The organism is Paenibacillus sp. JJ-223, assembly GCF_927798175.1.
Classification (GTDB): domain Bacteria; phylum Bacillota; class Bacilli; order Paenibacillales; family Paenibacillaceae; genus Paenibacillus; species Paenibacillus hubeiensis.
This window is the reverse complement of sequence record NZ_CAKMMP010000021.1, coordinates 34,504-60,350: the sequence shown is the minus strand read 5'-3', so window position 1 is coordinate 60,350 and position 25,847 is coordinate 34,504. Positions and strand designations below refer to the sequence as shown.

22 protein-coding genes are annotated in these 25,847 nt (G+C 41.8%); 12 read left to right on the top strand and 10 right to left on the bottom strand.

Features of this window, described 5'->3' with window-relative positions; all coding sequences use genetic code 11:
• Window positions 1-2 precede the first annotated feature (2 nt).
• The 3 genes from dptG (at window position 3) to L6H98_RS28015 (ending at window position 8,512) form a co-directional block, all read left to right on the top strand.
• A complete protein-coding gene (dptG, locus tag L6H98_RS28025; RefSeq protein ID WP_236420998.1) occupies window positions 3-1,391 on the top strand; it encodes a DNA phosphorothioation-dependent restriction protein DptG in 1,389 nt (462 codons plus the stop codon).
• Window positions 1,372-6,600, top strand: coding sequence for a DNA phosphorothioation-dependent restriction protein DptH (gene dptH, locus L6H98_RS28020; protein ID WP_236420997.1), 5,229 nt, complete (start codon window positions 1,372-1,374; stop codon window positions 6,598-6,600). The genes dptG and dptH overlap by 20 nt, the downstream gene beginning before the upstream one ends.
• A 169-nt stretch (window positions 6,601-6,769) precedes the next feature.
• The gene (locus L6H98_RS28015; RefSeq protein WP_236420996.1) at window positions 6,770-8,512 is read left to right on the top strand and encodes a DUF262 domain-containing protein; all 1,743 of its coding nucleotides are present in this window, start codon (window positions 6,770-6,772) and stop codon (window positions 8,510-8,512) included.
• Between the two features lie 181 nt (window positions 8,513-8,693).
• Here L6H98_RS28015 and L6H98_RS28010 read toward each other — a convergent pair whose 3' ends face one another.
• From L6H98_RS28010 to L6H98_RS27985, 6 genes are all read right to left on the bottom strand, one after another.
• Window positions 8,694-9,827: an aminotransferase class V-fold PLP-dependent enzyme gene (locus L6H98_RS28010; protein ID WP_236420995.1), complete on the bottom strand. Its 1,134-nt coding sequence runs from the start codon at window positions 9,825-9,827 to the stop codon at window positions 8,694-8,696.
• A 17-nt stretch (window positions 9,828-9,844) separates the two neighbouring features.
• The gene (gene dndE / locus L6H98_RS28005; protein ID WP_236420994.1) at window positions 9,845-10,222 is read right to left on the bottom strand and encodes a DNA sulfur modification protein DndE; all 378 of its coding nucleotides are present in this window, start codon (window positions 10,220-10,222) and stop codon (window positions 9,845-9,847) included.
• Window positions 10,219-12,225, bottom strand: a complete 2,007-nt coding sequence (dndD, locus tag L6H98_RS28000; protein WP_236420993.1) for a DNA sulfur modification protein DndD — start codon at window positions 12,223-12,225, stop codon at window positions 10,219-10,221. Before dndD ends, dndE begins: the two co-directional genes overlap by 4 nt.
• A gap of 16 nt (window positions 12,226-12,241) precedes the next feature.
• Window positions 12,242-13,744: a DNA phosphorothioation system sulfurtransferase DndC gene (gene dndC / locus L6H98_RS27995; protein ID WP_236420992.1), complete on the bottom strand. Its 1,503-nt coding sequence runs from the start codon at window positions 13,742-13,744 to the stop codon at window positions 12,242-12,244.
• Window positions 13,737-14,837, bottom strand: coding sequence for a DNA sulfur modification protein DndB (dndB, locus tag L6H98_RS27990; protein WP_236420991.1), 1,101 nt, complete (start codon window positions 14,835-14,837; stop codon window positions 13,737-13,739). Before dndB ends, dndC begins: the two co-directional genes overlap by 8 nt.
• Window positions 14,838-15,022: 185 nt before the next feature.
• Window positions 15,023-15,370, bottom strand: coding sequence for a helix-turn-helix transcriptional regulator (locus L6H98_RS27985; protein ID WP_236420990.1), 348 nt, complete (start codon window positions 15,368-15,370; stop codon window positions 15,023-15,025).
• A 160-nt stretch (window positions 15,371-15,530) separates the two neighbouring features.
• On the opposite strand from L6H98_RS27985, the gene L6H98_RS27980 reads away from it, so the two are divergent.
• Window positions 15,531-16,037: a hypothetical protein gene (locus L6H98_RS27980; RefSeq protein ID WP_236420989.1), complete on the top strand. Its 507-nt coding sequence runs from the start codon at window positions 15,531-15,533 to the stop codon at window positions 16,035-16,037.
• A gap of 313 nt (window positions 16,038-16,350) precedes the next feature.
• Here the strand turns inward: L6H98_RS27980 and L6H98_RS27975 are convergent, their stop codons facing one another.
• On the bottom strand, window positions 16,351-17,070 hold the full coding sequence (locus L6H98_RS27975; RefSeq protein WP_236420988.1) for a hypothetical protein: 720 nt from the start codon (window positions 17,068-17,070) through the stop codon (window positions 16,351-16,353).
• Between the two features lie 83 nt (window positions 17,071-17,153).
• On the opposite strand from L6H98_RS27975, the gene L6H98_RS27970 reads away from it, so the two are divergent.
• Window positions 17,154-17,927 (top strand): hypothetical protein, encoded by a 774-nt coding sequence (locus tag L6H98_RS27970; RefSeq protein ID WP_236420987.1) that lies wholly within the window; start codon window positions 17,154-17,156, stop codon window positions 17,925-17,927.
• Window positions 17,928-18,066: 139 nt separating this feature from the next.
• Here the strand turns inward: L6H98_RS27970 and L6H98_RS27965 are convergent, their stop codons facing one another.
• Window positions 18,067-18,741 carry a hypothetical protein gene (locus L6H98_RS27965; protein ID WP_236420986.1) on the bottom strand — a complete coding sequence of 225 codons (675 nt, stop codon included), beginning with the start codon at window positions 18,739-18,741 and terminating at the stop codon, window positions 18,067-18,069.
• 354 nt (window positions 18,742-19,095) lie between these two features.
• On the opposite strand from L6H98_RS27965, the gene L6H98_RS27960 reads away from it, so the two are divergent.
• The 4 genes from L6H98_RS27960 (at window position 19,096) to L6H98_RS27945 (ending at window position 20,859) form a co-directional block, all read left to right on the top strand.
• On the top strand, window positions 19,096-19,719 hold the full coding sequence (locus L6H98_RS27960; RefSeq protein WP_236420985.1) for a sigma-70 family RNA polymerase sigma factor: 624 nt from the start codon (window positions 19,096-19,098) through the stop codon (window positions 19,717-19,719).
• A 3-nt stretch (window positions 19,720-19,722) separates the two neighbouring features.
• Complete coding sequence (locus L6H98_RS27955; protein ID WP_236420984.1) at window positions 19,723-19,902, top strand: YvrJ family protein; 180 nt, start codon at window positions 19,723-19,725, stop codon at window positions 19,900-19,902.
• Entirely contained in the window at window positions 19,883-20,152 is a 270-nt protein-coding gene (locus L6H98_RS27950; protein ID WP_236420983.1) for a helix-turn-helix domain-containing protein, read from the top strand. The genes L6H98_RS27955 and L6H98_RS27950 overlap by 20 nt, the downstream gene beginning before the upstream one ends.
• A 206-nt stretch (window positions 20,153-20,358) precedes the next feature.
• Window positions 20,359-20,859 carry a copper amine oxidase N-terminal domain-containing protein gene (locus L6H98_RS27945; RefSeq protein WP_236420982.1) on the top strand — a complete coding sequence of 167 codons (501 nt, stop codon included), beginning with the start codon at window positions 20,359-20,361 and terminating at the stop codon, window positions 20,857-20,859.
• A gap of 184 nt (window positions 20,860-21,043) precedes the next feature.
• Here L6H98_RS27945 and L6H98_RS27940 read toward each other — a convergent pair whose 3' ends face one another.
• Complete coding sequence (locus L6H98_RS27940) at window positions 21,044-22,333, bottom strand: MFS transporter (RefSeq protein WP_236420981.1); 1,290 nt, start codon at window positions 22,331-22,333, stop codon at window positions 21,044-21,046.
• Between the two features lie 366 nt (window positions 22,334-22,699).
• On the opposite strand from L6H98_RS27940, the gene L6H98_RS27935 reads away from it, so the two are divergent.
• Window positions 22,700-23,989 (top strand): galactokinase family protein, encoded by a 1,290-nt coding sequence (locus L6H98_RS27935; RefSeq protein WP_236420980.1) that lies wholly within the window; start codon window positions 22,700-22,702, stop codon window positions 23,987-23,989.
• 155 nt (window positions 23,990-24,144) lie between these two features.
• Complete coding sequence (locus L6H98_RS27930) at window positions 24,145-24,360, top strand: hypothetical protein (RefSeq protein WP_236420979.1); 216 nt, start codon at window positions 24,145-24,147, stop codon at window positions 24,358-24,360.
• 430 nt (window positions 24,361-24,790) lie between these two features.
• Here the strand turns inward: L6H98_RS27930 and L6H98_RS27925 are convergent, their stop codons facing one another.
• A complete protein-coding gene (locus L6H98_RS27925; protein WP_236420978.1) occupies window positions 24,791-25,336 on the bottom strand; it encodes a hypothetical protein in 546 nt (181 codons plus the stop codon).
• An 87-nt stretch (window positions 25,337-25,423) separates the two neighbouring features.
• Here L6H98_RS27925 and L6H98_RS27920 point away from each other — a divergent pair, with 87 nt between their 5' ends.
• Complete coding sequence (locus tag L6H98_RS27920; protein ID WP_236420977.1) at window positions 25,424-25,789, top strand: hypothetical protein; 366 nt, start codon at window positions 25,424-25,426, stop codon at window positions 25,787-25,789.
• Window positions 25,790-25,847 lie beyond the last annotated feature (58 nt).

Below are 25,847 nucleotides of genomic sequence, written 5' to 3'. Positions count from 1 at the left end.
ATATGGATTATAAGTTGAATCTACAGGAGATCAAGGATAAGTTTAAATTTGAAACATCCATTAGACACAATCCTAAATTGCCTGTTGAGATTTTGCCCTACAATACGAAGTTTAAAGACACGCAGTTTAATTTTAGAGAAGTGATCGGTGAGTTTTTGCGCTTGGTAGGACAAAAGAAAATGTCTTCAGAGGCAAACCCAGAACAATTAGTTGAAGCGGTGCTTGATTCGATTGAATTCGAGAATGTAAGTCAAAAGAATGAATTCAAGCAGATGATTAAGACGTTATTCATTGACGAGAATAATCAGCTCTTTTTATTCCATCCGCAGACGCTCTACTACATTAACACGGTTGAAAATGAGAATAAAAAGTTAGCCGAGTTTCTTTATGTAGTGTTGTGGAATGGTAAGGAGACTTGGAATATTAGCGATAAGGAAATACAAACTGACGATTTGATGAGTTCATTGATATTTAGTGCGTTGCCTGAACTACAAGATTCCAACGGCCGATCTAAAAAATATGCAGTATTGCTGCCGGAAGTGTCGGAATTATTTGCTTCTGATTTTGAATGGCTGGCAACAAAACAAGATTTATTTACACAACAATTTGAAAAATTGCTATCGTACTATTACTTTTTCTATATCACTCAAATGTCACGAAGAAATGAACATCTCTTCACCAAACACGAGAAGGGTGTAATACCGATTTATTTTACATTTGAAGAAGAAGAGAGACTATCGAAAACTCGTGTTAGTTACGAATATGGATGGAAAAATATTGAGAGATCCATCAGTCGAATGTTTACTCACGTAAATTTTCTTAAAATGCTTAATATGTCCGTGGAGGAAGAAGGGCAAATTTATTCCTATCATGAGATTGCAGAATTTATTCGTAATCGTAATGTTGAAGAGATCGAAGAAATTGAGAAGGTTGTAGAAGAGGTAATAGAACAATATCGGGAAGGGCTATCCGATGTAAAGTGGGCTCAAATGAATTTCAATTCAGAACAATATGATCTACCGGTATTGAACAAATTATCTACATTGTTTCAGATGATCGATTACCAATTTAATAATACTTTTCGCTCAAAGCCGTATAACGAATATAAGACGTGGTTTATACATTTTTGTCAGAAATCTTTTCTCAAATCCCGGGGAAGATCTGGAAAAATGTTGATCCTGGATACGGATTATTTATTATTCCTTACAAAAGTCATCATTAAAAATGAGCCTAAAATCAGGCTGAAAAAACTTTTTGAAGAATTCGAAACAAGAGGAATTATTTATGACAGAGATACTCAAGTATCTATTATTGAATACTTTGAAAAGCTAAACCTGTTAGAGAAAAAAAGTGATAGTGGGGATGCCATTTATGTCAAAGCATTTTTATAGTTATCTTGCTCATCTCATTGATCGTTTTTTGAGCGGAGTCAACATTCAGCCAGGAGAAAAGTATCATATTCAATTTGAGCGTGATGAACAGGTCTTAAATCTAGTTAACGAAATCAAGAATGTAGAAAGAATCAGTCCCTTTTCCATGTCAACGGAGGATGGATTTTATCAGTCCCAAACTTTAGATTACGGCCAAACAAAAGTATTGATTGCATCAAACATTGAAGAAATTACTCCTGACTTCCTGACAACATTACGTAATAAAGTTGGGATTCGAGAAGAGCCATTTGCAGATTTGGCGATGCTCTTGATCCATAATTCTAACTTGGATAGCTTAGTTCAAGGAATGACCTCATTTTCAAAAGAGGGTATGCCATTCCATATTGATTCCATTGAAAAAGACCTTCAAGAAATGATGAAACAATCTAATTTATCATTAGAAGAGAAGCAAGTGCTTAATTTTTCTATAGAGTCAATGAAAGCACAACAAGGGCTGCATGAGAAGGTGACCCTATTTGACTATGAAAATATACTTACCGTTTTAAACAATGAAAAGCTTGAGGCATATGAATATAAAAATTTCGGCCTTTTTTACGATGCTGAGTTGTTTAACACGCCCAGAACGCCTAAAGAAATCAAAGAGAGGCTAAAAGAAAACCATTCGCTTTATAGTGATGTAGAACTTGCCCACCAACATGGCGCTGTAGAAACAAGCTTGGAACGTCATTTTGACGATCAGGGAGTAAAAGTACTTTCCGAACCAGAAACATGGCAAAATGTTGATTTTGGCTCGGTGAGAAGATCAAATCAAAAGAAATTAGAAGGAAAAGGACTAGAATACTTAGAGGCAAGCAAAAAACTGACAGTAGAAGGCTTGGAGTACTGGGAAAGAGCGGATGGAGAAACAAAGAGCAAACAACGCAAAAGAAACATTATTATATTTAACCCTGAGCAAAAAGAGCAGATTACTATTGAATTTGCCTTTAATGATTTTATTAAAAACCAATATATTAATGAGACTAAAATCAAACATCCTATACAAGTTGAACAAGCAGGCAAAAAGATTCGTGTGCATTTGAAACATGAAATTGGTCAAACTACGTTTTACGGATTGAAATACAAAACAGAGGTATCTCCTGCATACGAGTTCAGGATCACTGTTGTGGAGACAAATGCCAAAGTTCTCCAAACGATCCAAACTTCATACGCTATCAACTTATCCAAGTCCAAAGGTTCCTGTCTTTTAATCAATTCAGATGAGGAACATTGGTTCTTTAACAAAGATGCTGCTGAGATCATCAAAGTTAATCTTGTCGAATCCCAAAGTACATTTGATATTACGGAAGATCAGGAGCTCGTTGTTTCTCGTAGTGAGGAGAACAATAGCGACGAGGAACTTATCTACTTTAATATTCAACTGCCGCATACAAATATTCCTTTTGCAGTACAGGATCAGGTTGAGCGACCCGTTCCAATCGGTGGATTCAGTGTATGGAAATTGAAACGTGAAAAGCAAGAGCATTTTACGTACCGTATTGAGAATGAAAAAATGAAAATTGTCCAAGGTACAAGAGAGACCTTTGCACAGGGAGAGTTTAAACGTAGTTTAGAAAGAGAACGAAAATTACTGGAAACTAATCACTTGTATTTCTCTGAAGACAATTTAGGAGAGATCGTGCCTGAGTCTATATCGGTTTCAGAACCTTTAAAAGAGGCATATTGTGATCTCCTTCGCTATTTTAGGACCAACAATTTGCTTCCTAGCTTAGCGTATTTGGATGAGGATTATATTTCACTAGCCAAAAATTATATTGATGCATATATGCATGAACTAGAGCAATTACAAAATGGACAATCACTCAATCAGAGTCAACGAGATCTTGTTTTGGTTGGAACAATTCAAAGGGGACATGGAAATCCGGAATGGCTATTCACGCCATTGCATCCTCTTAATTTGGCATACCAAATACAATTAAACCAGTTGGTTGGAGACGAACCGATTAATGAGGAATTATTGCACTCCATGAGACCGACGAACTTGCTGCCTTATGTCCATTTCAATTCCAAACTGTATAAGGCGATTGAGATGACGGATTCATATGAGTGGGCCTCATATATTGATCAAAGTTTACCGAGGTTCGAATCCTCCAAAATCTTTGTGAACAAGCTGGTACAGGAGAAAATTGAAGAGTTCACTGGGCATTTTGGATATCTTTTCGAATTGGATCGTCGGGCACCACTGAAGATAAATACGATTAATATGGGAGACTGTCAGGAAATACTTCAAGGCCTTTTTGAATACTACAAGAAACAATTGAAAGACAACCTGGAGAAGGCAAATCTTTTGCCAATCGAGATTTACATCTATGCTGAAAAAGGAATTAACAATGTATTTGAAGAGATGTCGCAGTATTCAGATGCTGAAGAAATAGCCAAACATTTTAATCTTAAATTGGAACTGGATGGTTATCACCCGGAAGAATTATTGAATATTTTCCGGGAAAAGGTAAGATTCTATTCTAAGAGCACGGATACGTCTACTTATGAATATAGCCATATCACTTTTTATCAGATGAATAAAATTGAGCAGATTGCTACAAGTAATGCTTCCGAAATTATAACAGGAGTATCTTTATTTGGCCTTGTCTCGGGGATTCCCTCCGTATTTATTAACGAGGATTATAAGACAGGATTCGGAACCAGATACTATCCTACACAAGAAGCGCCGCTTTTAAAAATGGTACCTAAGCTAAATTCTTTACTGAGAGTGGCTAGAACCCTGGATAATTACCAAGAGGATATCAATATTGTTACAGCGATTTCGGCTAATCACAAGCAACAACTGGATCAGGTATATGATTCTGCACATTGGGTTACATTTATTGAACCAAAAGTGGATTTGAGTTTCTTTAAGAATAGTGATACACAGAAGGATTTGCTTGTTATTCATTATAGTGACCAATATACGTCCTCTAGCGGATTTGATGCGATCACGGTGACCAGACGTTCTCAACAATATCAACGCCTCATCAAAGAGTTCCTTGGACATCAGAGAATTTACGTTGAAGATCAGATGTTGCCTCCAATTATTAATTTCTTTAATGCCATTAATGGTAATTGGCTGCTTCGTTTGTTGGCGCAGAAGAATTATTTCCCAAAAGAAAAGATCAGTATTCTTTCTGCGGTAAAACTCGCGCTCGCTGCTTATGCACATCGTGAAATTATCTGGATTCCAATTTCAATGGAAGAGATCCTTAGGATTTCAGGCGGAACAGGCCTTCGACAATCAGAAGGACTATTCTCTGCGAGAAAGCTGGGGAGATTTGGTTCCTACAGTGATGACTTATTATTTATTGGAATCGAGCTGCAAGAAGAGGAATTGTTTGTTCATTTTTACCCGATTGAAGTAAAGATCGGCCATAATGGAGCCAAAGTGCAAGATAAGGCAGTAGAACAAGTTAAAGAGACACAACAATTGTTAGTGGAATTTTTAACAGATGACGAAAGCTTTCAAGCGGTTCTCTACCGAAATTTCTTTATGCAACTGGCGATTGCGAGTGCAGAAAAAATGAAACTTTATTCGGTATGGCCAGAACAGATGTGGAGCCAGATTACGGATTCAGATGTTCGTGAACGCCTTCTTAATGATAATTACACTATTGTAAATACATTAGATCAATACATTGGACAAGGTGCAGTAATTTCATTTAAGAAAGATGTTGTGTTTACCGATGTTAGAGTAAGCGATGATGTGATGATCTTTGATTATCCTGAACAGAGCGGATATGAATTCATCCTCAAAAGTGTAGAAGAGATGAAGGAGTATATTCAGAGTAATCAAGGGGACCTGTCTCCTGAGCAATTATTGAGTAATCTCTATAAGTATTCAAAGAATGATTATGAATCATTCTCATCAACTGAAGAAGCAGGTTTTATTGCTGCAGAGAGTAATAATTCGTATGATGCAGGTCAAAGTGAAGTGGCAGCAACCACTACTGTTAACGAAGCGAGTGCACCGGTGGTAGATTTAGCCCGGGAAACTCATAATGAGGTTCAAGAAGAACAAGAAAAACAAAGTAAACCTTTAGAAGTATTATTTGGACATAAAGCTACGTCGGATGAAGAGGTGAAATGGTTCCCTACGTCTACGGATAAAATCATGCACACCAATACTGGAATCATTGGAACGATGGGTACAGGGAAGACGCAGTTTACGAAATCTCTCATCACCCAGCTGAGTCGAAATAGTTATGATAATGTGAACCACACACCCATCGGGATATTAATCTTCGACTATAAAGGAGATTATATTAAGGCCGACTTTACGGAGAAAACAAATGCTAAAGTATATAATTTGCATCATTTGCCGTTTAATCCGTTATCTTTGTATATGGCCGAACCGATTAAACCTTTGTTGCCGCTTCATACAAGCAACTCTCTAACAGATACGATTGTACGATCTTTCAATCTCGGACAGGTTCAAGCAATTACTCTGAAGGATCTGATGATGGAAGCTTATGCTAAGAAGGGGATTGTGAAAGGTGATTCTACGACTTGGAATTTGCCTGCTCCTACGATGAGCGACGTATATGAACTTTATGCTGGGAGAGAAAATGCAAAAGTCGATTCCTTGTACGCAGCCCTTAAGGAGCTGTATGAGACAGAAGTGTTCGAAACAGACTCGTCCAAAACGATCTCACTGTTCGATATGATTGATGGAATCACAGTCATTAACTTGTCTGGCTATAGTGAGAGCATTCAGAACCTAGTGGTTTCGATTACGCTTGATGTTTTCTATAGTCAGATGCAAATGTTCGGACATAGTGCAATTGATGGGCCATATCGTGAGATTACACGAATGATCTTGGTCGATGAGGCAGATAACTTCCTTAGTAAAGATTTCAATTCCATCAAGAAGATTCTGAAAGAAGGGCGGGAGTACGGTGTAGGAACGATTCTATCTACACAGTTCCTGAGTCATTTCTCTACTTCAGATAATGATTATGCAAACTATATCTTGACTTGGATTGTGCATAACGTATCCGAAATGTCTGCCAAAGAAATTCGAATGGTATTCGGTACGCAAAGCAAGTTAGAAGAAGATAACATTATGAACCGAATTAAGTCGCTGCAGAAGCACTATAGTATTGTAAAAGCTGGATCGGGACAGCCGATTTGGATGCGGGATAAGGCGTTTTGGGAGTTGTAAAGGTAGTGGGAAGCATGTACTTTATTTTGTTGAATTTGTATGTGTATTTTCTTGAAGGATAAACGTGAAAGTCTGTGTAAAAAGATTAGATTCAAGGTCTAAAAGAGTATCGTTGTAGATTTTTTTAATATTTATTGTTTATAGTTAGTTTATTTAATGGGGGTTTAGCATGGAATTTCACTCTGTACAAAAATCGATAATGGAAATATTCTCTTCAGAAAAAAGGTATATTATTCCCAGATTTCAAAGGGAGTATTCGTGGACAATTGATGAGCTAACTGAATTATGGAAAGACATATTAGTCAACATAACATATGAAAATGAGAAGTTTACTGCTAAAAATTATTTTGTAGGTTCTTTAGTTATGGTTGGGAACCAAAATTCCTATGACTTACAAGTAGTAGATGGTCAACAGAGATTAACTTCAATAACTGTCTTATTAAGTGCACTAGTGCAAACTTATAAGGATTTGAAAGAGGAGAAAAAAGCACGTGGTTGTTATAAATATATCGAGGGGAAAACGCCAGATGATGATTCATATTTTAGACTAGAAAATGAACGTTCATCGAATTATATTAAACAGGCAATTCAAAACGAAGAAAAAAAGGATATTGCCCCAAATACAACTGAAGAGAAGAATCTGGCGTTTGCATATAACTTTTTCAGAAAGAAACTTAAAAAGCAAGAATTGATTGAAGAAATAAATCATTATACTCATTCAAATAAAGATAAAACAGATGAAAGCTATATCGATTGCATCACAGCAGTAAGAAATCAAGTGTTGGCTTTCAAAACTATTTATATTACAGAGCCTAATGAAGATGAAGCATATAATATTTTTGAAACACTGAATGCCAAGGGACTTGATTTATCGATGGCTGACTTGATAAAAAACCAAATTTTTAAAGTGCTTAAAGATCAACACCCCATTGATTATGCAAAAGGGCAATGGAACATCCTTTTGAAAAATCTTCAAGAAAGGGAAAATCAGACAGATATCAAGACATTTATGCGGCATTTTTGGATTTCAAAGTATGAACACGCAACTGAGGGAAAAATATATCAGTCATTTATTAGACGAATTCCTAGAAATGACAAAATTATTATGAAGGCATTTTTGGATCAACTTGTAACTGAGTCACAACATTATAAAACAATAACTTCACCAGTTACAGAGGATTGGAAGCAACAACAGGATGTTGAGATATATCAATCTTTGCAAGCATTAAGCGTAATGAGGGTCGTCTCTCCAAGACCCTTGTTATTATCTTTACTGGAAGGTAAAAGAGAAGGAAAAATCTCATTAGATTACATTAAAAAGGCTCTGAAAGCCATTGAAGAGTTTCATTTTATTTTTTCTACAATCTGTTCCTCTAGTGCTTCAGGTTTAGAAAGTAAATACTCTCGCTTTGCAAGAGACATTAGAAATTCTAATAACAAACAAGACAGCCATAGAATTATAAATGAGCTAATTAATGATTTATGTGGAAAGAAGCCAACTTATGAGGAGTTTCAACTGCAATTCACAAATAAACTCCGTTTTTCTGATTCTTACACGAAAGAAAAGAAAGTGATTCAATACTTATTTAAAAAAATGGAAAGATACTATAGAAGCGGGAATGAATTGGAGATAACTAACATTAGTATTGAGCATATATTACATCAATCAAGTGGAGTTGAAGAAGCCCACTCAATAGGTAATCTATTGCCGCTTTCTCAGGAATTAAACACCAAATGTGGGTCTAAGAACTTTAAAGATAAGAAAAAAATATATTGTGATTCTCAATTTAAAGTTGTTGAAGAGTTTATGGGAGAACATCACGAGAAAAATGAATGGACGATTGAAGATATTAATGCGAGGACAAAATTCCTTGCTGATCTAGCATTCAATAAAATTTTCACAATTTATTGAGTATTAATTTTAATGAACAAAAGTTCAGATGAATAGAAATAAGAATTGCTTAGAAGAGCTTTTATGTATCATGAGTGAATCTTTTTAGTAGTAAGCATGGAATCCAAAACAAAAATAAAAAGGGGCGTATATATCGTCCCTTTTTTTATTGATTTTGAATTAACATTTTAAGTAGTACAGCTTATCTAATTTCTCTAAACAAATCCAACTCTTTTTCACTTACATCAGCACTTAATGTAATCCTAATTGTCTGGCGAACCTCTTCTAAGGATTTACCGGCAGCACTCAATACATGACTTGGTTTGCTTGAACTGCATGCTGATCCAGATGAAAGTGCAATGAAGCTAGATAATTTTTTGAGCAACAACTCATTGTTTACACCGATAAATTGGAGACTGATTAATCCTGGAATTTTATCTTGTTTATCACTATTAAAGGTAACCTTGTCTCCAAGATTTGTCTTAAGGATATCAACTAGATAATTCTCCAATTGAGTTAGGCGTTGAGCGTTTTTCTCTAAATTCTGCGACGCTAGCTCTGCGGCTTTACCTAACCCAACGATGTTGTGAACAGCCAGAGTTCCGCTTCGATAATTATTTTCTTGTCCTCCCCCGTGAAGAAGAGGGGTAAGACGAGTATAAATCTCTTTAGATTGTTTACGTATGATGGCGGCTCCGACTCCCTTGGGGCCGCCAATTTTATGTCCAGACATAGAGAGAAAACGAATCCCACTGAGTTTTCGCAAATCTACCGGAACTTTTCCAATAACTTGTGTCGCGTCAGTGTGAAAAAACAATTCATTGGTCGCGAATAAATTGGAAAGCTCAACAATTGGATTTAGGGAACCAACTTCATTATTTCCCCACATAATAGAGGTAAGAAGCGGCTGTTCTTGATTCACCTTTTCTGCAATGCTTTGTACGCTTACTCTTGCAAAAGAATCAACATCTAGGAAGTGTGCAGTATATCCACGTTCTCCTAAGAACTCAAATGTTTCGAGAACAGAAGGGTGCTCGGCAGCAGAAGTTAACAAGAATTTGGACGCATGTTCCTTATATCCATAGTAATCGGCGACACCTTTGATAATCATGTTGTTGCTTTCGGTTGCTCCGCTGGTAAAAACAACTTCATCCGGGTCACATCCTAAAAGGTGGGCAACTTGTTCACGTGCCGTAGATACCGCTTTTTTAGCGTTCTCTGCTAGGGAATAGAACTTGCTAGATGGATTGCCATACTCCTCTTGGAGATAGGGTAGCATTGCTTCCAGAACTTCTGGGTGAATTTTTGTAGTAGCACTATTATCTAGATACAACATGAGAATCACTACTTTCGTTAAATTAACAAATTACGAATGAATTTTTCGTAATTCCCGGCACTTTTGTACTCTGAAGCTAACAAACGAATTCCACGCTCCAAGTGAGCATTAAAATAAGAGGGGAAGTACTCTTCGTCGGTCAGTTCTTGTCCAGCAGCCTGAGTAATCATCGCACGAAAAACGTAGTCATATTCACCGGTGACGGTGCTTCGATTCAATACAAGCCCATCTGGAAAGTCCTTTTTAATCGGTTCAATGGGACTGTTAGGATCATTTTTTTTCAATGATAGAGCGACTGCATACCGAATTAAAATATTTGGAGTAATCCCAGATGACGAATGGATTTGCGTAAGAATCTCTTTAGCATATTTGGAAGTTTTTAATGTGAAATTCATGAATGCTGCACCGCCTCTCTAACGATATCAAAGTAGTGATCTTTAACAATCACTGCGCTCTCGTCAGTGGCATTGTATTCCAACGTATAGCAGCGTGCCGTGTATTCCTCAATTATATGGAACTGCTCCGGTGTGATTTCAGAATCTGTAGTAAACATGAGAACTTGTTCTCCGCAACGTGGTACAAAATGTTTCATCAAGGCTTTTTTATGATCTTGATCTAATCTTCCCATAAGAGTGTCGAATACAAATGGTAGTTTCCATCCGGAGACTCTAAACATAGCCAAGATTACTGTAAGCATCAACATTTCCTTTTCCCCGGCAGACAAACGTTCTTTCGAAATCTCTTGATGGGTTTGATTATAGAGTTTTAATTCAAATGTAGTGTGGTCAATATGAATCCGTTTAATAAAGTCCTTCTTACGGAAAAGCATATCCACCATGCGCACGGTTTCATTGGCAACATCATCAAGCTTTTTACGCCATTGACGCTCTCTGAAACGCTCGCTGACCTTAAGTAATTTCTCAGTCATTGCATATGATTTTTCGGATTTATGGTACTCACGGATTTTTTCTTCAACTTTCTCCTTCAAAAGGATCCTGGAGTTTAAACTTTCAGTCATTGTCTGAATTTCGGCTTCAAGTTGTTCCAACATCATTTTGTTTTGTTCAACTTGTTTGGTTTTGTGTTCAATTTGTTCCAGAAGTTCTCTGAACTCGCTAGATTGATCGTTTGTTTCAACTTGAGCCCTTAACTCCTGTGATTCTTTCAGTAACGTAGCATTTTCATCGAATCGCTTGATAAATTCCGATGCATCCAGTGCTTGAATTTGCTTGTATAGATTATGAATTTCACTACGTTGTTCAAATGAAGCTCTATGAAGCAAATTGGTTTGGTTCGGTTTGATTAGATCTAAGATTCCATTGAAAATAGATGTTACTTTGATTGCCTCAATCTCCTTGTTTGAGCCAAGTACTTCACTTAGAAGTAAACCTAGTGTTTCTTTCTCTAGGGATGTTGCAACATAGTAGTAAGACTCATATTGTTTTTCAGCATTCAACTGTTCAGCCACATCCTGCAATTGTTTCCTGGCAATAAAGAAGGGCAGGAGGGATGAAATGAAATGGCGTACCTGATCCGAATTGGATTTACGTTTATTCTCGATCATGTTTATTCTTGAAACCAATTCTTGTCGTTTTTCTTGAAGTAATCCGCCATGGATCTCGAAATCCTTTTTATCTTGTTTAATGGAATCATTCAGATGATTAATTTCTTCTTCATGCATTACTAAAAGCTGTTGCTTCTCATTGATATCTGCTTTTAGTTGATTGATCTCCAATTCAAGCTTTTCATGCTGAGCAACTTCTTCTGCTGCACTAGCATTTTGCTGGGCATATTGTATTCTATACGTGTTTAAATCTTTTTCCAAATTTACAAAGAGATCAAGGTTAAATAAAATTTTACCTGATTCTTTTAAATATTCAGGGATCTTTTCTTCAGATACAATACGTGAGATATCCTCACCATCGAAAAGGCACAGCTCGAAAAGTCTAGGGGGCATTTCTTCACGCAAACGATTTTGGAAATCAGCAGTTTGTTGGGCACTTAAAAACTGATTATCCCGTTTTACAGCAAAGCTTTCTCTTATTCGTTCGCCTTTAAGACTCCAACTTCTTATTAAGGAGTATTCATGTAATTCGAAATCTTCTGTAGAACTATAATCAAGAGTAATCTGGTATTGATCTGTAAGCCCTTCATTGATTGCTTTGCGATTTAACAAGGTTTTAATTTTTCGGAAATATGGTTCATTATCAGTCATAAAACCGTATGCCATTGAACCAAATAGAACGATTCTTAAAGATTCCAGTATTGTGGTTTTTCCTGCACCGTTTTTACCGCCAAGCAGAACGACATTGCGATTTGGCGTAGTACGGAAATCAAATTTATTAAGGTCTCCAAAATAAGCACCTATATTTCGGAGAGCCAGTTTTTGAATAAGCATTAATTTTAATCCACCTTTATAAATGTAAGAAGTCTTGTCTAAGTGTTTTGTCGAATGCTTGGAATAGTCCTCTTCTTACTTTAACCCCGGAGAATTCCTTTTCCACGGAAATCAGTTCTTTGAGAAGATTCAGGTTGACTCCTTCTTCCTTACAAAGAGACTCTAAATCCGTTACCTGATCTTCTTTGAATACAGGGCGGTCATTCTGATGCCAATCATAAACTACCCCTGTTTCTTCTTCCACAATGAGAGGAAGACGGTCTTCCCATTGTAAGTCGTCATGCCAGTATTTCCGAATCGCCTTAAGTTCTTCAAATGTAATCAATTCAACATTAGGATCGTGAATTCTACGAATTTCCTCTTGGGTCTGCAACAATTTTCGCAGAATCTCTTCGCGAGCTTTCATTGTGAAAGGTCCAACACCAAAACGCTTAGGAGCAGCATCTGGATTCTCATCTTCAAAAATCAGAACATCCAATTCCTCAACGGAAGCAAGGTCGATTTTGTGTTGTTCGATATAATCTTTAATTTCGGATCTATAGATCCTTGGGTGACTCAAATCATTAGGATCAATATCGCCCAAATTAGTCGTTAGATAAACTTCGCCATTCATGCGATGTTTTTGTCTTTTCGTCCGATCTTCCCGGATTTGAACAAGAAAGTTTCTAAAATCATATAAGGGGCGCAACCAATCTACACCATTATTTATAAATCCGCTCAAAGCTTTATCTTCATTCACGACAGTGCATGTCCAGCAACCAAAACGGCTATTACCACATGAACCAGCACTTTCTTTTACTTCTTTGTCTACTACAAGTGGACATTCGCTGCTTGAATCCTGGTAGAGTTGAAGTAATTCATTATTATCGTCACCCCATGGGGATTCGTACTGCAGCAAAAATTCCCATACGTCATCAAGATTAAAGGAGCGGATCGGAGCAAAAACAAATGCATTCCGAAGTGTAGAGTGACGCATTAAATTTGTACCTTCAATGGTATGAGATTGCATTACTCCTGCTCTTGTAGAACTCTCGGAGTCACGAACTCCTAGTAGCATGACAACCTCGCCAAACTGATCGACCTTATCAAGGATAAAGCGGTTTGCTGGTTCGATTTTAAGCCGGTCCGTACACCATCTGAATTTTTGGCGAGGTGTTGGATACCCTTTACCGATAATAGATGCCCAGAATGTTTGCTCAACTTTAGGTCGAACTTTATGAGTTTCAATGGGTAGCCCTAAAGAGAGTGCTTGATCTTGTATGCGGCCAAGAGTGCGCGTAATTTTATCTATAATTAAAGGAGTCTCTACCTGTGTGTCAGATGAAATGACGTATACTTTTTTCTTCAGGGCAGAAGGTTCCAGTTCGGATAAAGCTTGAAAGACTAGCTGTACAACAGCAGTAGAATCTTTACCTCCACTGAAACCAACAACCCAAGGTCTTTCATCAGCTTGATATACTTCTTTGACTAGCTCTTTGGCTTCGACAAATTTGCTTCCGGTCTCAAATATATTAAACATGGATGGGTGTACCTTCTTTTATTTTATTTTCAATTTTCTGCTCAGCCTCAGTAAGAGGAAGCCCGAGTTTGATCTTAATATGGTTCGCAGTCAATTGAATGGTCTCATTGGTCTTATTGATCCGTCCAGTCTGTCCATAAGCACGGCCTAACCAATCTGTTTTATTATCGCGGCTCCAGTCGATCTTTGAAAGTTTTTTTACGTACACTTCCCATTCATCCGAATGATAGCGGTATAGATAGTGGCCTACTATACCAATAGCCTCAAGGAAGACACCATGTGCTACGACAGAGCCTGCTCGAAGGTCTCTTGGAGAGGTTTGTTTATCTAAAACGTCCTGCCATTCTGGAATAGAAACACAAAGAAGTGCCCAAAACTCAGACACAAATTTTTTCTCGGGTTCTGAGATTAGCTCACCTTTCCGTTTACCTAGCAGCCTACAGATTGTATTGAAAATATGATTTAAAGCAAATAACTTTGGAGAGTTTTTAGACAACGATACTTTTTCACGATCCGTGTACCGTTCTAGTAATGGGATTTCGGTAATCAAACTCTTCGTAATCAAAGATAATTGATCACGGTGATCATATAAAATTCCGATTGATGAAGTAGTGTTCACGGCATGACGATTTAAATCTGAAAACATTTGTTGAGAGCGAACTAAACCAAGGTCATGAAAAAACACGACTGAGATTGTTTCATCACCAAGTTCTGGTGAGATTTTCAGTGCTTCTTCAATCGCGGCGCGTCTATGTTGTCCATCGTTAATGAGAAACTTGGAATCCAAAGAAATGTTTAAATAGCCTAGGTCTCTGAATTCCTCTGACTGGGGCTGAAAAATTAATTCACCGTCAACCGATGCAGTTAATGAAGAGAATATGTAGTCGCTAGGATTCTCAAGAATGTAATTTGTAATATCAGGAATCCTTGATTTATTCATTAACCGTTGAGCTCGGTGTTCAGCAGGAATTTCTTCCTCATCAAAGAGGAAAATTTTGGGGATTAACCTCAGTGGACACATGACAGTATAAAACTCTCTACCTGCTTGAATCCCTCGGATTGCAGGAAAACTATAACTAAAGTTCATAGACATCCTCCTGTTTTACGTACGTAATATCGTAGAATGTAATATGATTTTATCGTAAGACGAACAAATGTTCAATGATTATCACGCAAAAATTTGTAGGGGAATTACGTAATTACGTGAATTTTTGATGAAGTGGCGATGAAACTTAAAAGGCAGCTTAAGACTCAGATCAGAGTCCAAAGCTGCCTGCTTTATTTTCGGTCATATGTTTTAAATATCTCTGTAATCACATTAAGTGCCATGGAGACTTCTTCAGGATTATGTTTTCTAAGTAGCGAGATCAGACGTTTTATATTCTCGTCACCCTCAGAAAGTTCACCATGCTCTTGTACGTATGTAAACAATTCATTTACGCCTACATCTAGGGCGGATGCAATTTTCTCCAAATTCTTTAATGAAATATTACGCTCGGCCCGCTCGATGAATCCGATGTAACTTGGATTGAATCCAGCTTTTTCTGCTAGGGCTTCTTGTGATAGATTTTGGGATCTTCTTATATCCCTGATGCGAGTACCGACTAATTCCAGAAGTTCGGACATATTCAACACCTCTCTTATTTAGAAGTGTAGTGAATTGAGGAAGAGTGTTTAACCAATAGATAGTAAGTAAATTTGAAATATAACTACTATACAGTTATATTTGTGTTATAGTCTTCACTATAGGTAAGAAAAATATACGTGACGTTATGGAGGGATTACGATGAGTAAACTTGTTTCAAATCATTGTTCTAACCATCCAAGTCAGACACAATCATCATTGAAGTCTTCTATCGTGGAAAACATAAGATTAGATCTACCCACTAAAGGGATTAATCCCTATCAAGATCATGTTTCCGATTACCGAATGTTAGCAGAGTATCATCTTAGGCTTTCTTTGAGGATGAATGCTCATCATCAATTCAATGCTGCTCTGGTATTGTGTAATTGGGCAATAAATTCAATCTTGAAGGCAGTGTACATTCATAAAGTGCACAGCATGGATCTTCCTTCAATTTTTACTATGAATGAGATTCTTCCACTTGTTCAGGGTAACCCTCCATCAAAGAATAGTTTAGAAGTAGCACTATTCATTGGTACAATGCAAAATCTTTGCGAAATAGAAGAGGAGTCATACACCGATTCAGTAGTTGAAAGTAAGAAGAGAATTGACAAGTTGATTGAACGAACCAAAGAAGTTATTGAAGAGTTATCTCGTGGATTAAATTAAAGAAAAATGTGATTTCACTTTAAGGTTGTTGTGACGAAGTGTGAAAGAATAGAAAGAAAGATTTAATCTATATGGCGAAAGGCCCGGCATGCTCCCTTTAAACAAATTCACCATAACCAAGCCCGATCTTTGTTTCTTGAAGGTTGGGCTTTTTTCCATCTAATCTATTTCCAATTTGTTTACGAATAGTTACAATATTGGTTTTCTTCTTTCCGGCTTTGATACCGAACTGAAACCCCAATCGGAATCCCGTATTATATAATGACTTAAATTGGAAAAACACCCCAATGAGGGGTGTTCCGCCTGACTACGCTTAGAAATTGGTCGAGTACGACAATCCGAAGGACGAAATATTATAGCTTTTGCCATGCACTGTCCCCGAACCGTTGCGGATCGCCGTCCTGCGGGCGATGGGGTCAGAACCTTTGACGCCTTTCAAGACGGAGTATAGACGGTCTTTGTCAGGGTAGCGGCCCGTTTCGCCGGAATTTCTCCAAGCCTTCTCAAGCGACGTGATCTCGGAAATAATCGAGCTCTCGCCATCAAGGCTCCAGGACTGAACGGCATGATCGAATAGGAAGGCAAGGCCTTGCGTACTCACGATGCCGAATTTTCCGGCGAAGGCAACGGCGCGATCCAGATAACTTTGAGCATGCTTGCGCTGCAATGCCTGGTTTGCCGATTTGGCGCCCATCGCTTCGAACAGGCTTTTCCATTCAGAGACGACCCCGCCGCTGCTTGTAGAGATGCTTTTCCCCCAAGCAATCTGTTGAGTCTTCGTTTTGTTGAGGACGACGTCTTTCAAGGTTGCTGCCTTGGTGGTGCCGAATATGCCTTTGAACTCGGTTTCGTTGTTCTGGATATACTCCTTCAGCAGCGGTTGCAAGCTGCCCTGGCCAAAATTGTACTGGATGATGCCGAAGGATAACCCTTGCCCGTCAAAATTGCCGCTCAGGTTGGAGTAACCGTTGTTACCCTCAAAGAATCCGGTGTTTCTCAACAATTTGTCTTTCAAGCTGTCTGTAAGTGCCATGTGCTTCATCTCCTTATGTTTGGGAATACTCATAAAGCGAATGAAGTCTGGCGTAAAACAACCTGGAATGGAGAAAATCTTCGATGAAAAAATATGCCCTCGCTTTCTTGATCTTCTTTATAATTGGTACGGGGAGTCTGATCTGGGTCTATACAAGCACCATGACAACAAGTCAGGCCGCCGAAACAAGCGCGGTACACATGGAACGACTTGGCTCCGGATCTGGCGACTCAGCTGCGGCTTCTTTGCCTGATGTCGTGGAATTCAAAAGCGATGATACGTCCCTCAAAGTACACCTTAACGACATCCCGCAGTATAAAAAGTATTTGCTGAATCAGGGAAATATCGAATCAGAGATTGCGCGCACGCAGTTTGTGAAGCTTCCTGTAGCTACTGCTGAAACGTATGCGATGTTGAAGTATAGCTGCGGAACCCAAGCGTGCTCCACGATCCTGATCCGAACCGATGGCGAACATACCGATAGTTTAACGATGCCTGTTGGCATTTTTCAGGATTACAAGCTGTCTCCCGATCATGATAAAATGCTGTTTCGGTATGCCAACGATGAAGGCGGTGTGGTCGTCCGGCACATTATCGTTGCAGTGGATCTAGACTCCTTTAAAGTGATTCGATATGCATCGCCCGATCTTGAAAAGCAGTTCATGTTGAAGCCGACATGGCCAGTCCTGTCTTATGCATGGATCAACAACGATCGATTCGATCTCGAAACGGCAGCCCTGGATACCAGTGATTTTAACGCGATCAAAGACTGGTTATCCTCGGAACGTCGCAAGATCAAGAAGGTGGAGATCCAACTGGATGATAGCCATCAGTTAGATGAGTTTCCTCGTGAATAATAAACATTCCATGCAGCAAAAAAATCGATGAAAGGACGTTGGCCCTTGCCCGGGCTGATGTCCTTTTTTAATTGCAGCAGCTTCTTTTCCTTGTTCCCAAGGTTTAGCGATCTACCGGTTCACACGTTCTCATGCTTATCTATTCTGCAACGAACTGTTTACTGTTTTTATTAAAGCTATATGTTGTAGTTAATGTATCGCCTTGTCCTTCTGTATTTCTCGTGGTTACGACCAGCTTTTCGCTTTCATTATCGGGAGTACTCGTCTTTTCATAATTGATTGTTTCCTGAACGTTGTCAGCCTTTTTAAAAGGGATTGCAAATGCTTCTCCGCTTTCTTTATCCACGCCAAAAGCATAAGAATTGTACCCTCTTGAAGAGGTATATTCAGGAGTGAGCAGGAAAACGTCCATGGCTTCAAAGCTGATTTTCTCGAAGGAAATAGGTTGGTCAGAAGGTTGAATAAACACAAGCTCCTGTAGTTCTTTTATTTCTTTTATCTCCTCATGATGTTTGGAAATCACGGAATAATTCCCTTGATAAAAGAAGTCTCCTTCACTCCCTAGAACACTTGGTGTAGTGACATGGCCAATCGCTTCTTTTCCTTTGGAAACAACATATAGCTCACCGTGATCTGTATCTATCCGGGCTCGAACAGTCGGATGTTCTTGATGGGAATCAATTTTAACTACATTAGCATAGGACGATTTTGGATTTTGACTTTTGAATTCATCACCCTTATTCGTCTCCGTCGATGTACTTTCGGTCTGTTCTATAGGCTTTTCTGAACTCTCAGTACCACATCCGTATAACAAAATACTTACTGCAGCTATGGAGCTTAGGACAAACGAAGGCTTCTTGAAAATTATTGAAATCGCTTCCTTTCTAAATGCTCGTGTATTTTACAAAGATGATTTTACATCATCTATAACCCATAGAAGTGGATAACATGTAATTTATTTCTTAAAAAGGAGCAACTTACGATCAGACGTGCCGCTAGCGGAAAATGGGTTACCAAGATGCAAATAACTTCGTCTGCTGCTTATTTATTTTGTACATAATGGAAAAAAATATAGTATAATAAAACGAACAAGTGTTCTTATTTTGGTTGTTTTTAAGGGATTGAATTTCGCCTTCTTATATATAAAGAATGAAGGAGGGGGAGTCGGATGAGCACCCTGGAAAGACATCGCGATTACGCCACGCAAACATGGAGCGCACAGTTTGAAGAGTACAAACAGCAGCATCCCGCGTTATTTACGAACCGGGTCGTTGCCACCTTTTTTGAGCAGGAAAAGCACAGAAGGCTGTTAATCCAGTCGATCAGAGGCGAGGAGGGGAAGGAAAAAGAACTGAACGAGTCGTTTCGGCGTTATTTGTTCCAATACCGGTTCATTACGTACATTACGCTTTCGCTCAAATTCATGAGTTTGGATCAGATGAGGCGCAATCAGCGTTATGCCACCCGCAATGTGCTTATCTATGACAAACCATCCGCGGAAGATTCGGACACGCGACTTGGGGAAACGATAACTGCATATCAAGCTTCATATGAAGCCCCGATATCGGATGAGCAGACGATTCGGTTCAGGGGAGGTTTTGAGAACGAACAGGTGGAGTCGGCATTTGAGCGGTTGACGGAAAAACAGAAGAAAGTGACGACATTATATTACGGACAAGGATATTTCGATCATGAAATTGCCAGCAGTCTTCAGGTCAGCCAACAGGCTGTAGCGAAGACGAGAAACGCGGCATTGAAAAAAATGAAAACGATACTGGCGAGAGGGGAATAAGCGATGGACCAAAGTTCTATTTCGACGCTAATCGCAGGGATCAGTCAAGTCGGTTTCCCCATTATGATCACGTTGTATTTGTTCACACGATTCGAAAAAAAGCTGGACCAGCTTTCCCTGAACATAGGGAATCTGATCGAAGTCATCAAAGCGGTGATTAAAGATGAATCCAGGAAACATTGAGTTCTATGATGAAGTTCAAAAAGCACAGCGTGGTGATCGGGATAGCATGCTGCGCATCATCAACGCCTTTCAACCGGTTATTCAGAAGATGAGGAGCGAGGTCAGACCGCAGGAACGGGACGATCTGTCCCAGACCATTGTAGAAGGATTGATCAACAAAATCATGAATTATAAGCTGGATCAGGTTCCGACGTATGCGGAGTTCTGCAAACAACTGTTTCTTACGGAACAATCCGATGGTTCTTCTTAAAGGTAGAGGAGAGTCTGCTTCAATCCAATCCATGCAGTCTGGAAAATACATAGGAAGTAGGGAGGTTGTGTGCCCTGCTTTCCTTTGTTTTGTTGTTATGATGAGTTAAGGGGTCTCCATGATCATCATGATGAAACAAAACGCCGTATAATCCCGTTTATAAAGGAAGACAAGCGATGGATGAAATCGTAGAGAGGAGGCGTAACATGAAAAAAGTATATTATATGCTGCTCGCTGCACTTTGCGTGGTCACGGTGGCAGGCGCTGCGTATGCAGCGAAAGCAAAAGCGTCCAACGCCGGCACGGGAAAAGCTTCTCCGTCGTACACGTTAAAGGTCAACGGAAAAATCGTGGAGCCGGACGGCCACGCTCTTTCGCCCTATGAAGTACAAGGAGCGGTGATGGTTCCTTTGCGCCAAACGGCAGAGGCGTTGGGGTACACCGTAAGTTGGATGCCGGCAGAGAAGGCGGTTCGCGTGGAAGACGGCATTCAATGGGTGTTGGTGAAAAGCGGCAGCCAAGCGGTTCAATTTACCGGGAAATTGAAGATCATTAACCTGACGCAAGAAGTGGATTTACCCGCACCGGTCCAAACGCATAAAGGCGTTACGTATGTGCCGGCTTCCTTGTTTGAGCCATTTTTCAACGAGGTGGTCGTGAAGGACGGCAGCGTGTCCATTTCGGCACAAATGTCGACCATTCAATGAGATTTCCCTTTGAAAAAAATCTGGGGATAACAGCGATCGGAAGATGGTACTGCACTCGCAGTGGCCTGGTGTGATTTGTGATTGCGGTTTATATAGGTACGCAAATCAAACCTTTGATGATTCGCTCCAGGCAGCAGCGAGAACTCAAAGGTTTTTGGCTATGCACAATGGATGATTATTCGGATCACATTCGTGAGGCGTGGTTTGTTTGTGCCGGATGACTTCTTAAATTCACGGCAAACAACAAGCAGGAGAGCAGGTAGACTGCGCTCAGCAACAGATAGGGCAGCTGCAAGGAGAGTTCCCGATCCAGCCAGTTTTCGCTAACCCGGACCAACAATCCGCCGAGAAACGTACCGATGGCGCTAATGCCGAACGAAAGAAAACGAAACACGCTGCCTACTCGGCCCAACAGCTCATTGGGCACCGAACGCTGCAGGATGGAGGAACGGATCACGTTGTAAACGACGATGAAAAAGGCCGCGCAGAAGTACAATGCCCCCACGGCATAAGCGTTCTTAGTAAGGCCCACCAGACCATAGATTACGCCCATGCTGAGCACGCATAGCAAGATAAGCTGCTTGGCGTTCCAATGGTTGCGCATCCGGGCTACGGCCTGGCTGCCGATAATGCTGCCCACGGTGGCAATAGCAATGAGCATACCGAACGCATGCGGTTCGAGATGCAGCACTTCCCGCACGAAAAAGATTTGCGTCGACAAAATGACGGCATACATCAAGGTCACGGTAACCGATAGCAGTGCCAAGCCGCGAAGGAAACGATCCTGGATCACGTACCGAATGCCTTCCCCAAGCTCCCGCCGCCAGTTGGTCATGGGCCGATCAGGCTTGGAGGCTTGTCCATGCTCCGGCGCAGCCGGTACATCGAGATTGGCGGTTTGCCCTGGTGTGAAGGTCCCCTTCAATCCGATCAGAAGCAAGACCGCGACAACTGCCGTAACCGCATCGATGGCAAAAGGAAAGACGATGTGCATGCCGAGAATGAACCCGCCCAGCGCCACGCCCAGAATGTCGCTCGTGATCAGCTGGCCTGCGGTAAACTGGCCGTTGGCTTTTTCCAGTTTGCGTTCATCCACGATCTGTGGAAGGATCGTCTGCACGGTGCTGTCGAATATGACCCGGCTGACGCCGATGCCGAACATAAACAGGGCCAGCGCCGGAATGCTGATCCATCCGCTCCACACGCACAAGGTCATGAAAACAAGCAGGACCATGCGGACCATGCCGGCACCGACCAACAGGTGTTTGCGTGAATAGCGATCGATCAGGACGCCGATGGGCAAACTGAAAAGCAGCCAGGGCAGACGTAACGCGGTCATCGTGATGGACGCATACAGCGTATCGCTGGTGAGGGTGGAAATCAGCCAAGGCACTGCCGCTATGGTGAGACCGTCCCCCAGGAACGTGATGGAGAACGCGGCAAAGAGCTTGGCGTAGTTCGTTTTGGTTTTCATCAAGACCTCCCATGTTCAAAAGTATGTATCCCATAAATGAGGCTGCAAGTCCCAGTTTCCATTAAATACAAATTTAGTGGATATCGGGAAGGCATTCAAGTGCTTTTTCCGTGCAAGGACACCTGTTCCATTCCCCGAAGGCAGCTTCCGGAAGCTGCCGGACCGTCGCCTAGAGGTATGTTCTGGACCATAAAGTCCCCTTTCGGACACATCTTTCAAAAAACGCTTACAAATTTCAAAACTGCCCTACCTTTTCCCTTCGGAAGCTGAGATAATGGGGGAGGTAAACGCGATATTTTTTCGACCAGAACAACATGGATAATCCAAAACTATACCGCTTACATATGAAACGGGAGGAATACACAGATGACACAGATCACAGAGATCATCAGATCGGCAAAGGGACAAGCATTGCTGGCCCAAATGTACGGAGCGCAGCACGTCGAGGAGCAGGCAGCACGTTACGAGAAGCTGGATGCGTCGTTCCGGCAGCATTTTGGCGCACAGGACGGAGTGCAATTATTCAGTTCGCCAGGACGCAGCGAGATCGGCGGCAACCATACGGACCATAACCACGGGAAAGTGCTTGCGGGCAGCATTACGCTGGATACGATTGCAGCGGCCGTGCCGACGGACGACGCCGTGATTACGTTTTATTCCGAGGGATACGACAAAAAGTACGTCATCGATCTGGCGGATTTGAAGCCCAACAGCGAAGACGATGGAACAACCGGGCTGATCCGCGGCATGGCAGCAGGCTTCGTGGAGTTCGGATACAACGTTGGCGGGTTCCAGGCGGACATCTCCAGCAACGTGTTTTCGGCGTCCGGCGTGAGCTCTTCCGCATCGTTCGAGATGCTGATCTGCACGATACTGAACCATTTTTACAATGAAGGCCGATTGGATGTCGTGACGCTGGCGAAGATCGGACAGTATGCGGAAAATAATTTCTGGAACAAACCGTCCGGCTTGCTTGATCAGATGGCATGTGCGTACGGCGGACTGATCTCGATCGATTTTGCCAATGCAGCCGAGCCTGTGATCGAACCTGTGAACTGGAACTTCCAGGAGAATGGTTATTCTCTGGTCATCGTAAATACGGGCGGCAACCATGCCGACCTGACCGAAGATTATGCCTCCGTGCCGAACGAAATGAGAGCGGTGGCCGAGGCGCTCGGCGGAGAGTACGTTCGCGATATTTCGGAGGAAGACATCTACGCCAAGCTGCCTGCGATACGCGAAGCGGCCGGGGACCGGGCGGTGCTGCGCGCGCTTCATTTCCTGGAAGAGAACAAACGCGTGGACGGTCAGGTGCAGGCTCTGCGCGAAGGACGTTTCGCAGACTTCCTGTCCCTGATTACGGCATCGGGCAACTCCTCGTGGAAATGGCTGCAGAACGTATATCAGAGCGGTGCCGTGCGCGAACAGGAAATCTCGGTCGCGCTTGCGCTGACGGAGAACTATTTGGCCCAATTGGACGATGGCGCGTGCCGCGTTCATGGCGGCGGTTTCGCCGGCGTTATTCTGGCGATCGTGCCGAACGACAAGGCCGAAGAGTACATGAACTGGATGCGCGGCATGCTGGATACGCCGGTCATCGTGGTCAACGTGCGCGAACATGGCGCAATCTGTTTGAATGCCGTACTTTCGGCATAATCCATAATTATATCGCATCGTCCGATCAGAGCGGTTTTGGACTGGTACTTTCCAGTCCAGGCCGTTTTTTCGTTAAGTTGCTTCACTGAGGCAAGGGGGACGGGCGGAATAGGGATGTGGTATGCTCGGGGATTTTTACCATAGGGTGACAAGCGATGATTCCGACGATCTACGAAATGCAGAATGCGTGCGTGCTGGCAGATGGGGGAACGGTATTCCCTGTATCGCTCGTCATGGAGCATCCTGCTCAGATCATTCCGATGGCCGATGTGAACGTCCGTTGGCATGATGCTGAATACGGGATCGACAGCGGAGAGGGCCTCTTTTTGCAGCCGACCGGAATGAATCTTGAAGCGGCGGTGCAGGCCTAACGAACATCAGGAACCTTATTTCGGGGAAATGGACAGTCCCGAATTTCTAACGAACATCAGCGAGCTTATATGCACCAAAGTAGGCGATCCGGAGCTGATTTTGCACGGATAACGTGTCTCAGGTTCTTTAGAAATGATCGCAGGCACAAACAGGCCAAATAAGACGTGTCAGGTTCGTTAAGCCAACTCCGATTCTGGTAACAACAGCCTATACCCATCCAATGAGCCACAGCTCTAATTGGAATGATACGGTGACTATTTTCCTGTTTTTGGATGACCAGCTACCTTGGCGGGTATAGATGATCTATAATAGGGGACCGAGCGGGTTGTCGGGGGTTATGTTACAAGATCAGCGCATGTGCATGCAAAAACAGATTAGACGGGAATGCACCATACCCACCTAATCTGTTTCATGGTCGAATCCAAGCCGTCAACGCACGGACTTGGTTGATTGGGATTCGCCGCTCAGCGTCTGAACCTCTTCCCGAATATAGCGATGATAGTCGTTGAAGCTGTTGATGTGTTGCAGCGCATCCGTTTTGGACGATTGGATCTTGATGCTGCCGTCGTTTGCGACCTTTTTCATTTGGGCAAGAACAGTCTGGGAGCCCAGGATGTCGCTGGACATCTCTTGAATACGCTGCAAAAGGGCAGGATGTCCCTGGTATTGCAGCATTTCAGCCAACGGCCGCATTTCCTCCAGCTTCTGGCTGGAACGATCGAGCACGGTCATGACGCGATCCTCATCGGTGCGGGCGCTTAGGGACACCATGCGGTGAATGTGGTCTTTCTCCATGCGCTCCAGTGCTTCCAGGTGGGAAGCTTCCAACCTTTTCAGATCGCCGAAACCTTCGGGCTGGACAACGTCCGCGTTATTTGCCAATGGGGACGGGCTGCGGTCTGTGTTCGTACATCCCCAGAGCAGCGTGCAGCAGACGATTACTGCTCCGGCAGTCAACCATGTTCTGGATTTCACCTTGGTCACTCCCTCAATATTTTCCTGAACGTAGTATGAACCGCATAATGGAAATTATGCGCGCGGGACCGAAAAGGAGGAAATGAGATGAAGCTATACGAGCATCCCCTGATCCGCTGGGGAATCACGCTGTTGTACCCGGCAACAATCTTTTGGTTTAGCAGCTTCGGGCCAATCCTGCATTCATGGGAGGGACCCATCGTCTTTGGGGTTGCGTTTTGTTTTTTATGGAGGGGGATCAAGGAGTTTTTCATATCCACCGCGCTGACGTGGTTGGTCGCCATCCCGTGCTGGTGGTATTTTGTCGAGCTTCCGAAACCGTCCGCCGGAGCGGAAAATTTTGCGGCGCATTTGTGGCTGATCGTACTGGTCTATATTGGCGTGGTCATGCTCCCGCAGCTGTTGATCCTGACTATGCGCATGAGAATCATGCAGTATTACAACATGCAGTGAGTTTGTGCATGCCTGGATGCGCATGACCTTTTCCAAGCTCGAAGGGTCAAACGAATAC

What these genes read in the sequence shown, in the direction of transcription:
- L6H98_RS27955 (WP_236420984.1), top strand. Translation starts at nt 19,723, where the DNA reads ATGGACCAAAGTTCTATTTCGACGCTAATCGCAGGGATCAGTCAAGTC.
- L6H98_RS27920 (WP_236420977.1), top strand. Translation starts at nt 25,424, where the DNA reads ATGAAGCTATACGAGCATCCCCTGATCCGCTGGGGAATCACGCTGTTG.
- L6H98_RS27940 (WP_236420981.1), bottom strand. Translation starts at nt 22,333, where the DNA reads ATGAAAACCAAAACGAACTACGCCAAGCTCTTTGCCGCGTTCTCCATC.
- dptH (WP_236420997.1), top strand. Translation starts at nt 1,372, where the DNA reads ATGTCAAAGCATTTTTATAGTTATCTTGCTCATCTCATTGATCGTTTT.
- L6H98_RS27985 (WP_236420990.1), bottom strand. Translation starts at nt 15,370, where the DNA reads ATGTCCGAACTTCTGGAATTAGTCGGTACTCGCATCAGGGATATAAGA.
- L6H98_RS27970 (WP_236420987.1), top strand. Translation starts at nt 17,154, where the DNA reads ATGAAAAAATATGCCCTCGCTTTCTTGATCTTCTTTATAATTGGTACG.
- dndC (WP_236420992.1), bottom strand. Translation starts at nt 13,744, where the DNA reads ATGTTTAATATATTTGAGACCGGAAGCAAATTTGTCGAAGCCAAAGAG.
- dndD (WP_236420993.1), bottom strand. Translation starts at nt 12,225, where the DNA reads ATGCTTATTCAAAAACTGGCTCTCCGAAATATAGGTGCTTATTTTGGA.
- L6H98_RS27960 (WP_236420985.1), top strand. Translation starts at nt 19,096, where the DNA reads ATGAGCACCCTGGAAAGACATCGCGATTACGCCACGCAAACATGGAGC.
- L6H98_RS28015 (WP_236420996.1), top strand. Translation starts at nt 6,770, where the DNA reads ATGGAATTTCACTCTGTACAAAAATCGATAATGGAAATATTCTCTTCA.
- L6H98_RS27980 (WP_236420989.1), top strand. Translation starts at nt 15,531, where the DNA reads ATGAGTAAACTTGTTTCAAATCATTGTTCTAACCATCCAAGTCAGACA.
- L6H98_RS27930 (WP_236420979.1), top strand. Translation starts at nt 24,145, where the DNA reads ATGATTCCGACGATCTACGAAATGCAGAATGCGTGCGTGCTGGCAGAT.
- dndB (WP_236420991.1), bottom strand. Translation starts at nt 14,837, where the DNA reads ATGTCTATGAACTTTAGTTATAGTTTTCCTGCAATCCGAGGGATTCAA.
- L6H98_RS27950 (WP_236420983.1), top strand. Translation starts at nt 19,883, where the DNA reads ATGAATCCAGGAAACATTGAGTTCTATGATGAAGTTCAAAAAGCACAG.
- L6H98_RS27935 (WP_236420980.1), top strand. Translation starts at nt 22,700, where the DNA reads ATGACACAGATCACAGAGATCATCAGATCGGCAAAGGGACAAGCATTG.
- L6H98_RS27975 (WP_236420988.1), bottom strand. Translation starts at nt 17,070, where the DNA reads ATGGCACTTACAGACAGCTTGAAAGACAAATTGTTGAGAAACACCGGA.
- dptG (WP_236420998.1), top strand. Translation starts at nt 3, where the DNA reads ATGGATTATAAGTTGAATCTACAGGAGATCAAGGATAAGTTTAAATTT.
- dndE (WP_236420994.1), bottom strand. Translation starts at nt 10,222, where the DNA reads ATGAATTTCACATTAAAAACTTCCAAATATGCTAAAGAGATTCTTACG.
- L6H98_RS28010 (WP_236420995.1), bottom strand. Translation starts at nt 9,827, where the DNA reads ATGTTGTATCTAGATAATAGTGCTACTACAAAAATTCACCCAGAAGTT.
- L6H98_RS27945 (WP_236420982.1), top strand. Translation starts at nt 20,359, where the DNA reads ATGAAAAAAGTATATTATATGCTGCTCGCTGCACTTTGCGTGGTCACG.